Origin of the sequence: Paenibacillus sp. FSL R7-0333, from assembly GCF_038000365.1 — a bacterium.
GTDB lineage: Bacteria > Bacillota > Bacilli > Paenibacillales > Paenibacillaceae > Paenibacillus_AQ > Paenibacillus_AQ silagei.
In genome coordinates this window covers 7,181,190-7,199,237 of record NZ_JBBOBZ010000001.1, presented here as the reverse complement: position 1 = coordinate 7,199,237, position 18,048 = coordinate 7,181,190, and the positions used below count along the sequence as shown (strand labels likewise).

General features: G+C 53.2%; 12 protein-coding genes. All 12 read left to right on the top strand.

The window, feature by feature from the left end:
* Nucleotides 1–13 precede the first annotated feature (13 nt).
* Nucleotides 14–1,939 carry a beta-glucoside-specific PTS transporter subunit IIABC gene (locus MKY86_RS30850; RefSeq protein ID WP_076080684.1) on the top strand — a complete coding sequence of 642 codons (1,926 nt, stop codon included), beginning with the start codon at nt 14–16 and terminating at the stop codon, nt 1,937–1,939.
* A gap of 47 nt (nt 1,940–1,986) precedes the next feature.
* Nucleotides 1,987–3,456 carry a glycoside hydrolase family 1 protein gene (locus MKY86_RS30845; protein ID WP_076080686.1) on the top strand — a complete coding sequence of 490 codons (1,470 nt, stop codon included), beginning with the start codon at nt 1,987–1,989 and terminating at the stop codon, nt 3,454–3,456.
* A gap of 275 nt (nt 3,457–3,731) precedes the next feature.
* A complete protein-coding gene (locus MKY86_RS30840) occupies nt 3,732–7,271 on the top strand; it encodes a family 16 glycoside hydrolase (RefSeq protein WP_076080688.1) in 3,540 nt (1,179 codons plus the stop codon).
* A gap of 150 nt (nt 7,272–7,421) precedes the next feature.
* A complete protein-coding gene (locus tag MKY86_RS30835) occupies nt 7,422–7,979 on the top strand; it encodes an RNA polymerase sigma factor (protein WP_076080690.1) in 558 nt (185 codons plus the stop codon).
* A complete protein-coding gene (locus MKY86_RS30830) occupies nt 7,976–8,926 on the top strand; it encodes a hypothetical protein (protein WP_076080692.1) in 951 nt (316 codons plus the stop codon). The genes MKY86_RS30835 and MKY86_RS30830 overlap by 4 nt, the downstream gene beginning before the upstream one ends.
* A gap of 185 nt (nt 8,927–9,111) precedes the next feature.
* On the top strand, nt 9,112–9,978 hold the full coding sequence (locus MKY86_RS30825; protein ID WP_076080707.1) for a carbohydrate ABC transporter permease: 867 nt from the start codon (nt 9,112–9,114) through the stop codon (nt 9,976–9,978).
* A 59-nt stretch (nt 9,979–10,037) separates the two neighbouring features.
* A complete protein-coding gene (locus MKY86_RS30820) occupies nt 10,038–10,868 on the top strand; it encodes a carbohydrate ABC transporter permease (RefSeq protein ID WP_083685377.1) in 831 nt (276 codons plus the stop codon).
* Between the two features lie 46 nt (nt 10,869–10,914).
* Nucleotides 10,915–12,075 carry an efflux RND transporter periplasmic adaptor subunit gene (locus MKY86_RS30815; RefSeq protein WP_076080712.1) on the top strand — a complete coding sequence of 387 codons (1,161 nt, stop codon included), beginning with the start codon at nt 10,915–10,917 and terminating at the stop codon, nt 12,073–12,075.
* Nucleotides 12,076–12,125: 50 nt separating this feature from the next.
* Nucleotides 12,126–13,445, top strand: a complete 1,320-nt coding sequence (locus tag MKY86_RS30810) for an ABC transporter substrate-binding protein (RefSeq protein ID WP_340827697.1) — start codon at nt 12,126–12,128, stop codon at nt 13,443–13,445.
* A 24-nt stretch (nt 13,446–13,469) separates the two neighbouring features.
* A complete protein-coding gene (locus MKY86_RS30805) occupies nt 13,470–14,168 on the top strand; it encodes a response regulator transcription factor (RefSeq protein ID WP_076080714.1) in 699 nt (232 codons plus the stop codon).
* Entirely contained in the window at nt 14,161–15,249 is a 1,089-nt protein-coding gene (locus MKY86_RS30800; RefSeq protein ID WP_076080716.1) for a HAMP domain-containing sensor histidine kinase, read from the top strand. Before MKY86_RS30805 ends, MKY86_RS30800 begins: the two co-directional genes overlap by 8 nt.
* Nucleotides 15,250–15,273: 24 nt before the next feature.
* On the top strand, nt 15,274–17,778 hold the full coding sequence (locus MKY86_RS30795) for a hypothetical protein (protein ID WP_076080717.1): 2,505 nt from the start codon (nt 15,274–15,276) through the stop codon (nt 17,776–17,778).
* Nucleotides 17,779–18,048 lie beyond the last annotated feature (270 nt).

Genomic DNA, 18,048 nt, shown 5'->3' with positions numbered 1-18,048 from the left:
GGAGGAATGACAAGTGAACAACAGAGAAATGTCAGAGGAGATTATCAGCCGTATAGGGGGAAATGCGAACATCGTTCAAGCCTGGCACTGCATTACAAGGCTGCGCTTCAATGTAAAGGACGAGAAGCAGGTTCAGGTCGCTGAAATTACGAAGCTGCCGGGGGTGCTTGGGGCACAATTTCAGAATGACCAGTTCCAGGTCGTGATCGGAAATAACGTGGCTTCCGTCTATACCGAGGTAGAGAATGTTATGAAGGAAACTGCATCGTCTGAGTCAAGCGGAGCAGACCGCTCAGGCTCAGGAGCGAGAGGCTTAAATGCCGTGCTTGATACGATCTCCGGAATATTCACACCTATTCTGCCGGCGATAGTAGGCGCGGGAATGCTCAAGGGCGTACTTGCTCTATTGGTCTCACTGGGTTGGATTTCACAGAGCAGCGGAGAATACAGCGTATTTACAATGATTTCTAATGCCTCGTTTTATTTTCTTCCGTTCCTGCTTGCCGTCTCTGCTGCCAGAAAGTTTAAGGTGAATGAATATCTGGCTCTGACACTGGCCGGAACCCTGCTGTATCCAACGATCTTGGATGCGTATACTGCCGGAAAGCTTGAAGCGATTCCCTTTCTAGGTCTACCTGTCTCCATTGTAAATTACACACAATCGGTGATTCCAATCATTCTGGGCGTATGGTTGCTCAGTTATGTCTATCGCCTAATCGACCGGTTCATTCCGAATACGCTCAAAATCATCTTCACACCTATGCTTGTTCTCGCTATTACGGTGCCTATCATGCTTATCGCTATCGGCCCCCTGGGGAATTTCGGGGGAATCTATCTGGAGAAGGGTGTCTCCTGGCTGTTCGCCCACTCCGGGCCGCTGACAGGGATTGTGCTTGGAGGGTTGATGCCGCTGATTGTAATGACAGGTATGCATTATGCTTTCTTCCCGGGAACCTTGCAGAATTTAAGCAAACTGGGATACGACGTTCTGTTGTTGCCGATTAATCTAATTACCAATCTGAGTCAAGCGGGAGCGGTACTCGCCGTATTTCTCCGTACCCGAGATCCGAAGATGAAGTCGGTGGCCCTGTCGAGCGGGATTTCCGCATTGTTGGGAATTACGGAGCCTGCACTGTACGGCGTTAGCCTTAAGCTCAAAAGGCCCTTCTACGCTTCAATTATCGGTGGGGCGGCAGGAGGCGGGTTCATCACTGCCGTGGGCCTGAAATGTTACGGCTTTGCCGTCCCGGGCCTGTTATCGCTCCCGCTCTATATTGAGCCAGGTGGGGGAATGAGGAATTTCAGTTATGCGCTGATCGGAATCGCCATCAGCTTCGTCGTCTCCTTCGTGATGACGTTAATCCTCTGGAAGGAGTCAGATCCTGCAAAGCCCGGCAGGGTTAAGCATAAGGGGAAGGCTGGAGGCGAGCAGAGCGAAGCAACTTCCGCTGTACCTGAGGCTATCCAATCTGTACAGGACAAAAAGAATGAAATCTTCAGTCCCTTCCATGGCGAGCTGGTTCCGCTTCGTGACTTGCCGGACAAGACCTTTGCCAACGAGCTGACAGGTAAAGGGATTGCGGTTAAGCCTACCGAAGGGCGGATGAATGCTCCTTTTGACGGAGTGGTTACGATGGTTGCCAAATCGAAGCACGCCGTAATGCTGCGCTCCAATGATGGGGTGGAGGTGCTGGTTCATATCGGATTAAATACCGTTTCGCTTAAGGGCCAGCATTTCGAGGTAAAAGTCGTACCCGAGCAAAAGGTGCAAAAAGGCGACCTGCTGGTCGAGTTCGATCTGGAGGCTATTGAAGCCAAGGGTCTGAATATAGTCTCGCCGGTCATTGTGACCAATACGCCGGACTATCTGGATGTTGTTCCTGTTCACGTGAAGGGGGTGATTCCAATGAACGGAATCCTGCTGTTCACAATTAAATAATTAGCAATTCTAAAAATAATATAATTTTGGAAGGAGTTCGATGAATCATGTTAAAACATACTGAGGGATTATCGTTTCCACAAGGATTCTTATGGGGAGGAGCTACAGCCGCCAACCAATTGGAGGGGGCTTACGATGCAGATGGCAAAGGCCTGTCCACCTCCGATATGGCACCATTTGTTCCGCATGAATTGCGGGGCGGCAAGGACTTTACGTTCGATGTAGATTCTGTACAGCTTGAGGAGTACCTCAGCGGCAATAGCGAAGTTTATTTTCCCAAGCGGAAGGGCGTAGACTTCTATAATCATTATAAAGAAGACATTGCCCTTTTTGCCGAAATGGGATTTAAGGTCCTTCGTATTTCAGTAGCCTGGACGCGTATTTTCCCTACAGGAGAAGAAACAGTGCCTAATGAAGCTGGTCTGGCTTTTTACGATAAGGTTTTTGATGAGCTGCTGAAGCATGGCATTGAGCCGCTGGTTACGATGTCCCATTATGAAATGCCCGTGGAGCTGTCTCGGAAATATAACGGCTGGGAAAACCGTATCATGATTGACCTGTATCTGAAGTTTGCCAATACTCTATTTGACCGTTACAAAGATAAAGTGAAGTACTGGATCACCTTCAACGAAATGAACATGATCCTGACCAGCCTGTACACCGGAGGAGGCATTCTCGAAGACCGCATTCAGGGAACCAAGGAGCAGGTGGCTTATCAGGCTACCCACCACCAGTTCGTGGCCAGTGCGCTGGCGGTCAAAAGCTGCAAGGAAAAAATCCCTGGCGCTCAAATCGGCTGTATGATCTGCCGTCTGGAGACCTATGCCGCATCCACCAAGCCGGAAGATGCGCTGCAGACGCTCAAGGAAGATCAGATGAACCTGTTCTATCCGGAGGTTCAGGCACGCGGGGAATACCCGGCTTACATGGACCGGTACTTCAAGGAGAACCAGATCGAACTGGTGAAAGAACCCGGTGACGATCAGATTCTAAAGGACAATACGGTTGATTACATCGCGTTCAGCTATTATATGACCTATATTGGCAAATACGACCCGAATGACAACAGCAACTCAGGTGTGCTCGTTAGCCAGATCAAGAATCCGCATCTTCAGGTTTCGGAATGGGGTTGGCCGATTGATCCGATTGGCCTGAGAATTACGCTGAACCGCCTGTATGACCGCTACCGGATGCCTCTGTTCATTGTAGAGAACGGTCTTGGGGCGAAGGATGTTGTGGAAGAAGATGGCTCTATTCATGATTCATACCGGATCGATTATCTCCAGAAGCATATTGAGCAAATGAGAGAAGCGGTTCAGGATGGAGTAGAGCTGATGGGCTTCACCAGTTGGGGGCCGATTGATATCATTAGTTGTTCGACTTCTGAAATGGAGAAACGTTATGGCTTCATCTATGTTGATCAAGACAACTCTGGCAAGGGAACCTTGAAGAGATCACGCAAGGACTCCTTCTATTGGTACAAGAAAGTGATTGAAAGCAATGGTGCAGATTTATAAATAATACCCGCCGGACGGTGCTCCGGCGGTTCTTTTTTTTCATGTGGAAAGAAACCGGTCATACCGGAAGCAGCGCGGTCAGGGATGTGAGGGCCATTTCGGCGCTTTAATCTAGACCGGAGAGCGGTTTAGAACAGTATAATTGTGTCCCTGGAGAGTGGGTTTGCCACCCTCCTTTCTTTTTGGCCCGGGATTATAGTAAGGAATGACTCTATGTATCCTGCTGGGAATTGAAAGCGGTTGCCTGGAGCCAAATCGATCTGGAGGAGGTATTTATGCTTACTCACAAAGTCATGAGATTGCTGCTGGTGCTTGCCATTGCATTCACGGGGTTCATCCCGCAGACCGCCGGTGCGGCTGAACCGGAACCGGGAACGGAACCGGTGCCGCAGGTGGCCGCCGCTGGCCCCGCAACCATCCAGAATTACCCGATGCCGTCTATCTATACTCCGTCTTCTGTTTACTCGTTGAAGGTGAACAATGAGGCGGTCCCCGTCGTCAAGTATTTACCCGACTATGACTATGCCCAGTTCTCCTTTGAAGGAACCATTAGCCTTGAGGTGACGGCAGACAAGCCAATCACCTCGTATTCGATCAGCCCGCTGGCCAAGAACATCACGGGAACGGTCAACGGCAACAAGCTGACCTTCACCCTGTCGGCCTCTACCTATGTGATCGTCGACATTAATGCACCTGCGAACGAAGACCCGAATGAGAAGGACCCGGACAAGCGCCGCAAAAGACTCGTCATCGCCGCCGATCCGCTGGAGACTGACATCCCCGCGTCCTCCGGCCCGGGAATCTACAATGTGACCGCTGCACCGTACAACGCAGACAAGACGGGGGCAACGATCACCTCGGGCGCCATCCAGCAGGCGATTGATGCTGCCAATCAGGCCGGAGGCGGTATCGTCTATATTCCGGCGGGCGTATATAAGAGCAGCAACCTGACCCTCAAAAGCAATGTCACCTTCTACCTGGCCGGAGGAGCCGTCATTGTTGGAACAGGCCGGGGCGAGGACTACCGGAATGACTTCCGCAAGGATTCGATCTCGGATGGAACCTATTTCATCCGCACGGCCACCAATTCCGTGAATATCACCATGCGGGGACGCGGAACCATTGACGGCAAAGGGATAGAAATGCGCAAACGCAAGATGACGAACCCGCCTGCAACCCATAAGCAGGGAGAAGGATTCATTAATAACCTGGTGGTGCCGATGGCGACCAGCAACTTCAAGTTCGACGGATTAACCCTGCGGGACGGCGGCTTCTGGGCGTTCCTGGTCGTCCGCTCCGATAACGTAACCATCACCAACTATAAGGGATACCAGGATTTATTTACGCTTGAGGATGATGCCATCGATATTAACGAGAGCCAGAACGTGCTGGTGAAGCATGCGCTTGCCATCTCGGATGACGATACCTTCTCCACCAAGACCTGGCCGCAGAAAGGAATGTCCAAGGACTGGCCGGGAGCCATCGAGCATCTGGAGAATGTGGTCTTCGAGGACTGCTTCGCCTGGACACGCTGCGCCGCCTTCAAGCTGGGGATGGGCATATGCACGCCGCAGATTGGCGTAACCATCCGCAATTCGTATGTCTATCAAAGCGCGCGGGCGCTGCTGGTGGATCATGCCTATACAGAGAATCCGCTCCCGGTCGAAGGCTGGGCCCAGGATGTGACCTTCGAGAATATCGATATTGAACGGGTGGGCATCAACCAGTTCGGCAATTACTGGCTGCGGGTCTCCACCAGTACAGCAGGGGATGTAAGCAATGTTATTCTCCGGAACATCAATGTCCGCGAGACTGGAGGAGATTCTCCTATTCAGGGCAATCCCACCAGAGGCGGGATGGTGAACGGGGTTACTTTTGAAAATGTGGTGGTCAAAGGAACGCTGGCGAAGAATCTCAGTGATCTGAAGGTGAGCATCAAGAATGAGAATGTAAGCGGAGTCGTCTTCGCGAATACGGATCAGGCCTGGTTCAGCGATCACTTCACCTCCGGGCTGCTCCCGGATTGGACCGTGGCTTCAGGTGCCAACAGTTGGGCGGTAACCGATCGAACAGGGAACCGGGTGCTGTCCACCAGCCAGACCACGACGGCGCTGATTACCGCCAAGGCCGGTACATCCTGGACAGATTACACGTATGAATCCAGAGCCAGACTGCCTCTCATTAATGGAAGCGAGAACGCAGGCATTGTCTTCCGGGTGCAGGATCAGAACAACTTCTATATGTACCGGATCGATGCCAGCACAAGCCAGCTGCAGCTCTACAAGGCTGTAGCTGGAACGTTGACGCAGGTCTCCAATACTTCGTTTGTGCCTGTCAAGAACCAATGGTATACCCTTAAGGCGACGGTTCAGGGCAATACTATCAAAGGGTATGTGGATGGAGTGCTGAAGACGACATGGACCAATCCGGTCAATGAATTAACCTCGGGCGGAATCGGCTTCCGCACCACTTCAGCCGGGGTCTGGTATGACGATGCCAAGGTGACCGCCATTCACAATCCGCCCACTGATATCACTCTCAGCGCTACCCAGGTGCCGGAGTTGACTACACCAGGCGGTCTAGTGGGCACCTTCACGACAGCCCATCCGGATGCGGGCCAGACCTTTATTTACGCGCTGGTTCCGGGGCAAGGAGACGCCGATAACAGCAGCTTCTCCATTGCCCCGCAGGGAGACAGGCTGATCCTCCGCACCACGCCGGATTATGAAGCGAAGAGCAGCTACAGCATCCGGGTGAAGAGCATTGACGCCAATGGCCTGTCTCTGGAAAAAAGCTTCACGATTCAGGTTACCGATGTGGATGAGACCCCGATTGATGCCAATCCTAATTCGGTCCGGTTCACGGATAACTTTGAGGATGGCAATACGACGGGCTGGACGGCTGCCAGCGGGACCTGGAGTGTAACCACTGACGGCAGTACGAAAGCATTGATCCAGACAAAAGGAAATTCAACGGGGCTCATTACAGCCGGGGATTCATGGCAAGATATTGCTATGGAAGCCAAGGTGAAGGTTCCCATCGCGAATGCCAATGCCGGCATTCTCTTCCGGGTGCAGGACGCCAATAACTATTACATGTACCGGATCAATGTCAACGACAAGAAGCTGGAGCTGTTCAAGGCAGTAAACGGAACGTTGACCCCCGTGTCCAGTTCACTTTTTGCCGATGCGGCTGCGGGCCAGTGGTATACCCTGAAGGCGGTCATCAAAGGGAATAGAATTCTAGGCTTTGTGGACGGCCAGTTAAAGCTCGAATGGACGAACCCGCAAACGGAATTAACTGCAGGGAAGATCGGCTTCCGAACAACCTCCCAGAATGCGGTGTTCGATAATGCCCGCGTTACAGGGATACACAAGGTGACGGCCAATGCGCTTAAGACGGTAACCCAAGATGTGTATGAAGCGGTTACGCCTGAAGGCAACCGGCTCAGCCTTAGCCCGGGCAGCCCGCTTGCAGGAGAGACACTTACTCTGACGGCTGAAGGCCATAACCAGAGCCTGGTACCTGTAGCACCCGGAGATGAACGTTATTATCCGGAAGCATGGAGCTCCACGGAGGAAGGCATGGCGGGTGTATTCACCGTAACGGATGAGGTCTATCAGGCTGCCTATGTTCCTTCTGCCCCAGGTGATTACAAGATAACGGTTATCTACCGCAAGCAGGTATGGTACGGCACAGCCTGGGCCGATACGGAGCTGACGGATTCCCTGATTATGGACATTAAGGTCATCACGAAACCGGCAGATGCGGAGGGTGACAGCACCACTGAGCTGAAACCGCCGGTCCTCGGTTAACAAGAGATTTATATCCCCATCCTGGTGTGTGAGCAGTGATGCTTATGTGCCAGGATTTTTTTGTGCTAAAAATAATTAGCGTATAAGTGCAACCGTTACCCGGAATTCTCTACTATATAGATAAGAGGATGCTAAAGGAGAAACTAGCAGATGGAAGATCAGGGAATCATTCAGCTATACTTGCAGCGCTCACAGCAGGCCATCACGGAGACCCGGAACAAATATGGTGCTTACTGCCGGGCGATTGCCAGGAACATTGTCGCGAACCCTTCCGATACCGAAGAGTGTGAGAACGATACATACCTGGCTGCATGGAACGCTATTCCGCCTAACCAGCCGAGAAGGCTGCCGGTATTCCTGGGGCGGATCACCCGCAATATCGCGCTCGATAAGTATGGGTATAATACGGCCAAGAAGCGGAGCCGCCAGCTTGAGGTGATTCTGGAGGAGCTGGAGGACTGCCTGCCCGCAGCAGAGACGGTGGAGACCGAGTATGCCGCCGGTGAAACCGCGCGGTTGATCAATGAATTCCTGTATGGGCTGGAGGAGGGGACACGAAATTTATTCATCAGGCGGTATTGGTATGCGGATTCCATAGAATCCCTCGCCGGCAGGTTCGATATGAGCAGCAGTAAGGTGAAGTCGAGCCTATTCAGGACCCGGAACAAGCTTAGAATTCATTTAGACCAGGAGGGCGTTCACCTATGAAGCGGGAGGACTTGTATAAGGAGATCGGGCAGATTGACGAGGAGCTGATTGCGGCGGCTGAACACAGCGGAGTAAGGGGAAGGGACAGGAGACACAGGTTCTCCAAAAGATGGATCGCACTGGTCGCCTGTCTGGTCGTGTACAGCTCAACTTCTACAGTGCTGCTCGCCACAGAATACACCAGAAATAAAACGGAGGAGCCCTACATCCGTTATCTGACAGCGGAGGAAATGGAGCTGGCCCCTCCTGCTCAATATGAGGCGGACAAATTCCTGAAGGCGTTAGCCAGCGGCAACGATGAATATGTATACATTGCGGTGAACCGGCTGGTGGAGAGCTTCAATGACCCGCAGGCCCGGGAGCTGGCGCTGCAGAAGCTGCAGCCGTTCTTGACCAGTGATTCCGCGAAGATCGCGGAGTCGGCTGCTTTTGCCACAGATATCCTGTCCAAAAGCTATCAGAGTCCATATCTCTACAAAATGGCTGACGGGAGCATCGTATTTGCCTTATTCAACAATTATTCAGATTACGGTACCCAGAATGTACTCTGGCGTATACAAGATGATGTGCTTGAACCGTATTTCAGCTTCGCGGCCCCTTCGATGTATATTAAGGAAATTCTCCCGTCTCCGGACCGCAAGCTCCTTGCGGTGGTCACCAGCTCTAATAAGAGTGAATTTGTGCAAATCCTGGATGTGGAGAAGGGAACCATTAGCCCGGAGCTGGTAGAGTCGGCGAGAATCAGACATGGCGCTCAGCGCAAGCTGGATACTTGGACGCGCAGTGATCATGAGAATTACAGTTATCCGAGTCAACTCATGTGGAAAGATAATGACACGTTAGCGTTCGAGGGTTCTCTGGCCTACGACGACACAGCGGTTATCGAGAATGTTAGTGTGACGTACCGGTTCAAGGATAAGGTCATGGAGGTACAGCCGGTGAAGTAGTGAGTTTGCGCTACACGAATATAGCTGCGAATGGATGAAGCATCCGTTTGCGGCTTTTTTTGCTGCTGGCGGGAGGGCGATCAGGCCGAATGTGCTGCTGCGCTGAGAATTTAAGAAACTTTTAATCTTTACCCGACTTCTTCTTAAACAGTTGTGCCTATTCTTGATTACAGGGAGGGAGCGACTTGAAGAATTGGGCCCGTAAAGATTCAACAATTGCATGGTTATTTCTGGCGCCCAGTGCGGCGGGGTTTGCCCTGTTTTATCTGATTCCGTTCGGCATGGGCTTGTTCTACTCCTTCATGGACCGCACGGTGGGGGGCCACTATGTGGGACTGGATAATTACCGGGAGGTCATTGCGGGCGAGTCCTTCCGGAAGGCAGCCTCTAATACCCTCTACTTCAGTATGGTGAGTGTTCCGCTGCTGATTGTGCTGTCGCTGGGACTAGCGCTGTTGCTGCACAGGAAATTGTATTTTCAGAAATGGCTGAGAACTGCGTACGTACTCCCGCTGGTCGTGCCTGTAGCCTCGATTATCTTGGTCTGGCAGATCCTGTTCGACTGGAACGGGGTGCTTAATGCCTGGCTGAGCGGCTTCGGCCGGACGCGGGTGGACTGGATGAAGACGGAGGCGGCGCGGAATGTAATCATGCTGATGTATGTCTGGAAAAACATCGGGTATAACGTGATCCTGTTCCTGGCCGGCTTGCAGCAGATTCCGAAGGATTATTACGAGACCGCCCAGATTGAGGGGGCCGGCCGTCTAAGGCAGTTCCGGAGCATTACGCTGGTCTATTTAACCTCTACGATGTTTTTTGTCGTCATTATGTCGGTCATTAATTCCTTCAAGGTCTTCCGGGAGACGTATCTGATTGCCGGAGCTTACCCGCATGACAGTATCTATATGCTTCAGCATTATATGAACAACATGTTCCTGTCGCTCGACCTCCAGAAGATGACGGCTGCATCCACCCTGATGGTCGGCGGCATTCTGATCATCGTGCTGGGATTGTTCACTATGGAACGCCGCTACCGGCGGTATATGGAATAGAGGTGAAAGAGGTCTTGGCAGTTGGTAAAGTCATACAAAGGCTGACATTAACCGTCCTGATGGGGGCGGTTGCCCTCCTGATGCTGTTCCCGATCGGGGTGACCCTCATCAATTCGTTCATGAGCAGCCGCGAAATCGGGATCAATTACGGCCCCATCGGACAGATGAACAAGGTTGTGGAGGGCAGGAGCGATCCGTTCGCCAATCTGAAATGGCTGCCCGATCAGGTCTCCCTGGAGCAGTACGGCAAGGTGCTGCTGGAGAGCCCGTTGTACCTGTCGATGTTCTGGAATTCGGTATTCCTGGTGGTGCCCATCATTGCCGGACAGACGCTTATCGCTGCGCTGGCAGCCTATGCGTTCTCCAAGCTGAGATTCCGGGGCCGGGAATTCCTGTTCCTGGTCTATGTCCTGACGATGCTGATGCCCTTTCAGGTCACGCTGGTGCCCAATTATATTATGGCTGACCGGTTGGGGTTGTTAAATAGCCCGGGGGCCATTATCCTGCCTGGAATTTTTGCGGCCTTCGGTGTGTTCATGCTCAGGCAGTTCATGCTGGATATTCCGTATGCCTATATTGAAGCGGCTAAGATGGATGGGGCCGGACACTTGCGGATTTTCTATACGATTATTGTTCCGATGGTCCAGCCAGGGCTGGCTGCCCTGACGATTCTGTTATTCGTCGATTATTGGAATATGGTGGAGCAGCCGCTTATTTTCCTGGACGACCCGCTCAGGCAGCCCTTATCCGTCTACTTATCGAATGTCAGCAGCGAGAAGGGCCTGGCGTTCGCCGCATCTATGATCTACATGGCACCGATGGTTCTGCTGTTTCTGTATGCGGAGACGTACTTCATCGAAGGGATTCAATTGTCAGGAATCAAGGGCTGATGTTCGTGTGTGAGGGATTTCAATGGCAGGAGGAGATAGACGGAATATGGAGACTACAGGAGTACCCGCAGACCGCAGGCGCAAAAAAAATATCAGAACAGCCTTCCTTCTGCTCTTGGGCGTGTTACTCTTCTTCACCTTCTTCAGCAATACGCTGCAGTCGTTGACCCTGCCCAAGGTGACCACGGTCAAGCCGCAGACCAAGAGCCTCGAATTCACGCTGGAGGGCAGCGGAAAGCTTACGCCCGTGAGTGAAGCGAAGCTCCTGAATGCCAGCGGCTGGAAGGTCCGGCAGGTTCTTGTGAAGCAGGGGGACCGGGTCACGAAGGGGCAAACGCTGATCCGCTATGACAGCCAGGCCGCCGAAGCGGAGCTGAAGGATGAAGTCGCGGCGCTCGATAAGCAAAAGATCGCGCAGCAGACGCTGCAGGATCAGTTCATTCAGACGTATGCGGAAGGCGATGAGCTTCAGATTCGCAAGGCCCGGCGCGAGATTGAAGCGGGTAAGGTGGATCAGGTCACCCAGGCGCGGAAAATTGCCGGATTGAGAGAGCGGTTAACGGAGCAGCAGCAGCTTACGGCACCCTTCGACGGGGTGGTCACCCAGGTGAATGCCATTGCGGGAATGCTGTCCGCGGGTGAAGCGGATCTGGTCCTGTCGAGCAGCAGCAAGGGGTATCAGTTCGACTTCACGGCGGACGCGGAGCTGTTATCCAGCCTCGGGGTTACCTTAGGGGAGCAGCTTGAGGTGCAGGTTCATCCGGCAGAGGGCCAGCAAGCCCGTTCCTTGCAGGGTAAGGTTGCAGAGATCAAGGACGCTCAGACGCGTACCGGCAGCGAATCCGCTGAGGAGAACGGCAGGGTGGAGCAAATTGCGCAGAAGAATGTCTTCATTGTGCTGAATGAAGAGTCGCTTAAGGGGGGTGAGCAGGTTCAGATTAAGCTGAAGAAGCCTTCCCGGGAGGACGGACTCCTCGTATCCAATAAGGTTATCCACCAATTGGGTGAGCGAAGCTATATCTATAAGATCGAGGAGCAGAGGGGGGCGCTGGGCAATACCTTTATCGCCCGCGAGGTTACGATCCGCTCCAGTACAACCAATGGCATAGACAGCATCATCCAGACGGATAACCTGTATGAGGATGAGCTGATTATTCTGGAGAGCAGCGAGCCCCTGCAGGACGGGAACCGTGTACGTCTGCAGTAGCCATAGGAGTAAGGCATTTTCTACGAATAATTATTGGGAGGTATTTGAGAATGAAGATGAAGAAGAAGATGGGCTTTCTAGGAATGATTCTTGCTTTTACAACGGTGATGACCGCATGCAGCTCGGGGAGCAGCGCGGAAGCTCCAAGCACAGACGGCAAGACCGTTCTGACGTTATCGGTTAGGCAGGACAGTGAATTCTACCGTGCGCTGGAGAAGAAGTTTGAACAGGCCTACCCTGATATTGACTTGCAGGTGCAGGCTTACAAGGCGATCGGTGAGAAAGCGCAGGATTATGAGAAATACATCAAAAGCACCGGAACGGCACTGCTCTCGGGCAAAGGCGCCGATATTTACGAGACCAGCACTCTGCCGGTCAGTGATTACGTGAACAAGCAGCTATTCCTGAACATGGATGATTACCTGAAGCAGTCACAAACGCTGAAGCAGGAGAATCTGGAGCTTAATGTGCTGAACGCCCTGAAGCTGAACGGGGGCACCTATCTCATTCCTTCCGGGTACAATCTGAGAGCTTTCATTGGAGACGGGGATGCGCTTAAGAATGCGAATGTGGACGATAAGAGCTGGACCTGGCAGCAATTCAGCAGTATTGCCAAACCGGTGATTGAAGCCGGGCAGAAGGCAGGGTCCGGGCACCGCTTCGCGCTCCAGGAGTATCCGCCGGAGATGCTGCTTCAGGAGATGGTCGTGGACGGCTATAACCAGTTCGTAGACGCTGCGGCGCGCAAAGCCAAATTCGATTCCCCTGCCTTCATATTTATGATGCGGCAGATTAAAGAGATGTATGACGATGGAGTGATGAGCGCCGGCTCGGGGGAAGCCGATAATCAATTGTTCTATTCCGCCGTTCTGCAAACCCCGGCTGATTTCGTCAATGTTCCGTATGCTTACTTTACCAATCCGCAGCTGCTGGATAAGCCGCATAGCGGAAATTCCGGCACCATGCGGATTATTCCGGTCTCCACCTTCTCGATCCAGGCCAAATCGCCGGTGGCAGAACAGGCTTGGAAGTTCATGGAATTCCTGCTGTCAGAGGAAGTGCAGAACCTGCAGCGTGAAGAAGGCTTCTCCCTGCTGAAGTCGGTAAACGACAAGCAGCTTGGCGAGCTTCAGCAGGAAGTGAAGGGCGGGGCGTATAAGCTTCCAAACGGCAAGTCTGCAAGTGTGCCTGACGAGCAATTCAAGGTATTCAGAGAGAGGATGAATACTGCGGATAACTTCGCCATGCTGGATGTCAAAATTCTGAACATCGCCGGAGAAGAGGCGGTCTCCTTCTTCAGCGGACAGAAGACAGCCGAGGAAGTGGCGAAGCTGATTCAGAACAAGGCGACTACCTACCTGAACGAATAGATTCAGGCCTAGGAGGGTCCCGGTATGAAGCGAGTTACTATTCTGATCGCAGAGGACGAGAAAGAGATTGCCGGCCTGATTGCCCTGCACCTGGAGAAGGAAGGGTATCACTGCATTCAGGTATTCGACGGTCAAGCGGCCGTGCAGGCTATTCAGTCCCAATCCATTGATCTGGCCATCCTGGATATTATGATGCCGAAGCTGGACGGATACGAGGTCACCCGTCAGGTGCGGGTGAAGCATAATCTTCCGATTATTTTCCTCAGTGCCAAGACTTCTGACTTCGATAAGATTACCGGTCTTGTCATGGGCGCGGACGATTATATGATCAAGCCGTTCAATCCAATGGAGCTGCTGGCCCGGGTCAATTCCCAGTTGCGGCGCTCCCTGCAGTTCAGCCAGCCTAAGGGTGCCCCTCTGACTTCGGTTCTGGAGCTGGGCGGGCTGATCATCTCCCCTGACCAGCACACCGTTACACTGTATGGAGAAGAGATTGACCTTACGCCGAAGGAATTCGACATCCTCCATCTGCTGGCGAGCCACCCGAAGCAGGTGTTCAGTGCAGAGAGCATATTTCAGCAGGTGTGGGGCGAGGCGTACTATGAGAGCGGGAATACAGTGATGGTACATATCCGCACCCTGCGCAGGAAGCTGGGGGAGGATCAGAACAAGGAACAGTTCATCAAGACCATCTGGGGTGTTGGGTACACGTTCAATGCCTAAGAGAAGCCGGGGCTTCAGAACCAGACTGGTTCAGTTACTGGGCGTAAGCATGCTGCTCTCCGCCGGGATCACCTACGGTATCTTCAAGCTGCTTCAGCTCTATTACGCCGGGGTGAAGTGGGAGGACCCGGAGGCGGAAATCCGCCGGTTCATCTACAGGATCGGAGACTTCAATGTGTCTCTGATGCTGTTCATTCCAATCATGCTGATCTTATTCTTCATGTTCACCAAGCCGTACATCCGCTACCTTAACGAGATTTCCAAGGGGATTCATCATCTGGCGGGCGGAGATTTCCAGAATCAGGTGCGGATTGCCTCAAGGGATGAGTTCAGCGCCATCGCAGAGGATCTGAATGTGGCCGGAGCCAAGCTGCAGGAGGCGGTACAAAGAGGTGATTTCGCCGAGAGCAGCAAGGACCAGCTAGTCGTCAATCTGGCGCATGATCTGCGTACACCGCTGACGTCCGTTCTCGGATATTTGGATCTGATTCTGAGGGATGAGCAATTACCAGTGGAGACGATCCGGCATTATGCGACGATTGCCTTCACCAAGTCCCAGCGGCTGGAGAAGCTGATTGACGAGCTGTTCGAGATCACCAGGATGAACCATGGCACACTGCCTGTGGTGAAGACATATCTGGATATTACCGAATTGCTGCGGCAATTGAACGAGGAGATGTACCCGGTATTCGAGCGCAATGGCCTGACCTCCCGGCTGAATGTGACTCCTGGCCTAATGATCTACGGGGACGGGGATCTGCTGGTACGCGTATTAGGCAATCTGCTGACTAACGCCGCCCGTTACGGGCAGGAAGGCGGTTATGTGGATATTAACAGCCGCCCTGATTCAGGTTCAGTAGCGGTTGAGGTCATCAATTACGGAAATCCCATTCCGCCGGAGGAGCAGCCGCATATCTTCGAGATGTATTACTCGGGGGACCGGGCACGGACACATCAGGAGGGCGGGACCGGCCTGGGACTGTTCATTGCACGCAATATTGTAGAGCAGCATGACGGGAGCCTGTCTGTAGAGAGCAATGAGCTGCGGACGAGGTTCGAGGTCCGGCTGCCGCAAGCTTAAGCGAAGTTAAGGGAGGAGAGAATTATGAATCATACCACTAGAAAATATGCTGTCGCCATGCTAAGCCTGGCGGTTCTCAGCCAGTCCATCGCCTTCGGAGCCTATGCGGCGGCCGGGCCTTCAGCGGGAAAGGCGGCTACAGCCGCCGGGTCCACGCTGGAGGGACTGGGGGCGGTCTCATTGAAGAGCGGGGTGAGCGTGAAGCTGCTGGACGCTGCCCTTCAGCCCCAGGAGAGCGGGAATATGATTACGTACACCCTGAATTACGTCAACGGGAGTAACAGCAACGTGAGCCTGATTGATTATTTCTCCAAGGTTACTACCTCAAGCGGCGCAGTTATTCAAGGCAAGCCGGTGACGGGCAGTGCTGCCGTCAAATCTATTCCGGCTAATAGCAGCCAGTCGGTCACGTATTATGTCAATGCGGGTAAGGCTGCCAAAATAACCGGAGTCCGCATCGCCTTATTCGGCTGGGATTTCAGCCAGGCGAATTACCAGAAGAAGCTGGGGATGTTCACGATTCCAGGTTCCTACTCGGTAGCCACCGCCAGAGGGCAGAGCAAGAAGCTGGTCCTGGCGGGTATGCCGGTGATCAGTAAGGCCGAGAGCCTGCAGATCGTTAAGGCTAACGGAAAAGTGTATGCCAGGGTGGGCATCAGCTTCGCCAATTCGGGTACCAAGGTGCTTAAGGACACGGGCCTGAAGGGATATCTGATATCCTCGGGAGGCTCCAGATTTGAACTGAATGCCGCTCCTGCCGATTACCAGATTCAGCCCAAGGAGAAACGGACCGTGCAGTATTTGGCGGACATCCCCTCCTATACGAAGACGGACAATATGTCCCTGCAATTCGTCCAGGAAGACAGCGAGCTGCAGCTGAACCTGCCAGTGGCTGAGTATAAGCTGCCTGCTGCACAGTCGCCCAACTTCACCGTACCCGCTAATGCCGTCGCGAAGCTTAAGATTGCTAACTATACAATTGAGACACAGCTCGCAAGCGCGGCGGTGTATTCGGAGGATCATCTGGCGAAATGGAGCCTGAAATTCCGGGTGCGCAACACAGGCAACCAAGCGGTGACGATTCCGGCCTACCCCTTCAGCCTGACGACTGCCGAAGGGTACAGCTATCCGGTCAGCAATAAGGCACTGGCCGGTCTCAGTCTGAAGCCGCTGGAAGAGCGGGTGGTCGAGCTCAGCGCAGAGCTGCCCCTGAAGCTTAATCAGGGAGTGCTCCAGCTACAGATGAACGAGCCGGCAGAAGAGGGCCGGATCGCCTTCCCGGCGGCTTACTATCAGATTCCCTACTCCTTACAGCCGAATCATCTGCTGGCGACTGAGTACCCCGTGCAGAACAGTCTGGGTACCTTTGTAGTGAAGCTGGAATCGGTGGAACGCCTGCCATGGTTGGACCGCGATCAGGTCGTGACTAAGATCAGCCTCCGCAACTCAGGGTCCACGAATGTGCAGCTTCCGGCCCTTACAGCGCTTCTGAAGGCGGGGGATCTAGATATCAGCGGCAGTGCGCAGATGGTGATCGAAGGCTCCAAGAGCCAATTGGCCCCGCAGGAGACAGCGGTTCTGTACATTACGGGGAACCTTCCCTATTCTTATCAACTGACGAAGCTGAAGGTGATCCTCCAGTATTCTTCGGAAGAGACCCAGGCGAATTTCCTTACGCTGTTCACCAGCCAAGTGGAGAATATTTTAAGAACCGTAGCAGCCGGGGAACCGTTCCGCCTGGAGCTGACCGACAAGAAGGCAGAGATTCTGGAGCGGCAGACCCGGATCTATCCCGGCACGGATTCCAAGCTGGTCTATACTGAACTGGTGATGACCAACGAGGAATTACGCAAGACCCAGCCGGCGCAGCTGGTGGGGTATTACCGGACCCCGGATCATCAGTATTTCGAGGCGGTAATCTCGCAGTCCGCCGCGGCCCTCAACCCCAAAGAGAAGAGTCTCGTAACCGTCTGGAGCAAGCTTCCTCTGGAGATCAACGCGTCGGATCTAACTCTCTTCCTCGGGGAAGGCATCGCCGAAGGCAAGCTGACCGCACCCGGCGCAGTGCCGACAGCTTATATCGAGACCGTGGGCCTGGGGCTGAGTCCGGTCAATCCTGCTCCGCAGCCGTCCCTTCAGAAGCTGGACCTGTTCCCGTACTCCCTGTCCGTTAACCAGGTGACCGCTACGATGCCTGAAGACCGGGAGTCCATAGAGGTACAGATGAACTACCGGTTAACCCGCAGTGAGCAGTATGTTGCTGAGGCGAATGAGCATAAGCTCGTGGCCGAGCTGATCGATCCGTTCGGTCAGCCGTCGGAGCAGCTTCTGCCTCTGGGAGACGGACCGGCTGGTGCGGGAGTCACAGGCTTCTTGTCCTTCCCGCTGAACAACAAAGCATACAAGGCCCTTAACGGCGGCACGGTGCGGGTGAACATCTATGACGAGTTCCAGGGCAAACGGATTCTGCTGGGCAGCGAGAGTTATGCTGTGGTGTATGAGCGGCCTGCGCCGAAGAAGGCGGAGTGATATGAAGTTGGAATGAACAGCGTAAGGATGACAAGAGGAGACTAGACAGGTCTCTTTAAGAGAGCTGCCTATGTAGGCAGATAAGGAACAGGCCGTATCCAGAGGAAGGATAGCGGCCTGTTTTCTACAGTATAGAAAAGTGCATACTGCGATTAAGTAAAAAGTGAAATTATTCAGGACAGAAATGGAAGACATATGGGATAATAAAGCAATATAAGGTGAGTGGATAGAGAAGACGGAGTTGCATGAGCTTGGGTTAAACGTAAATAG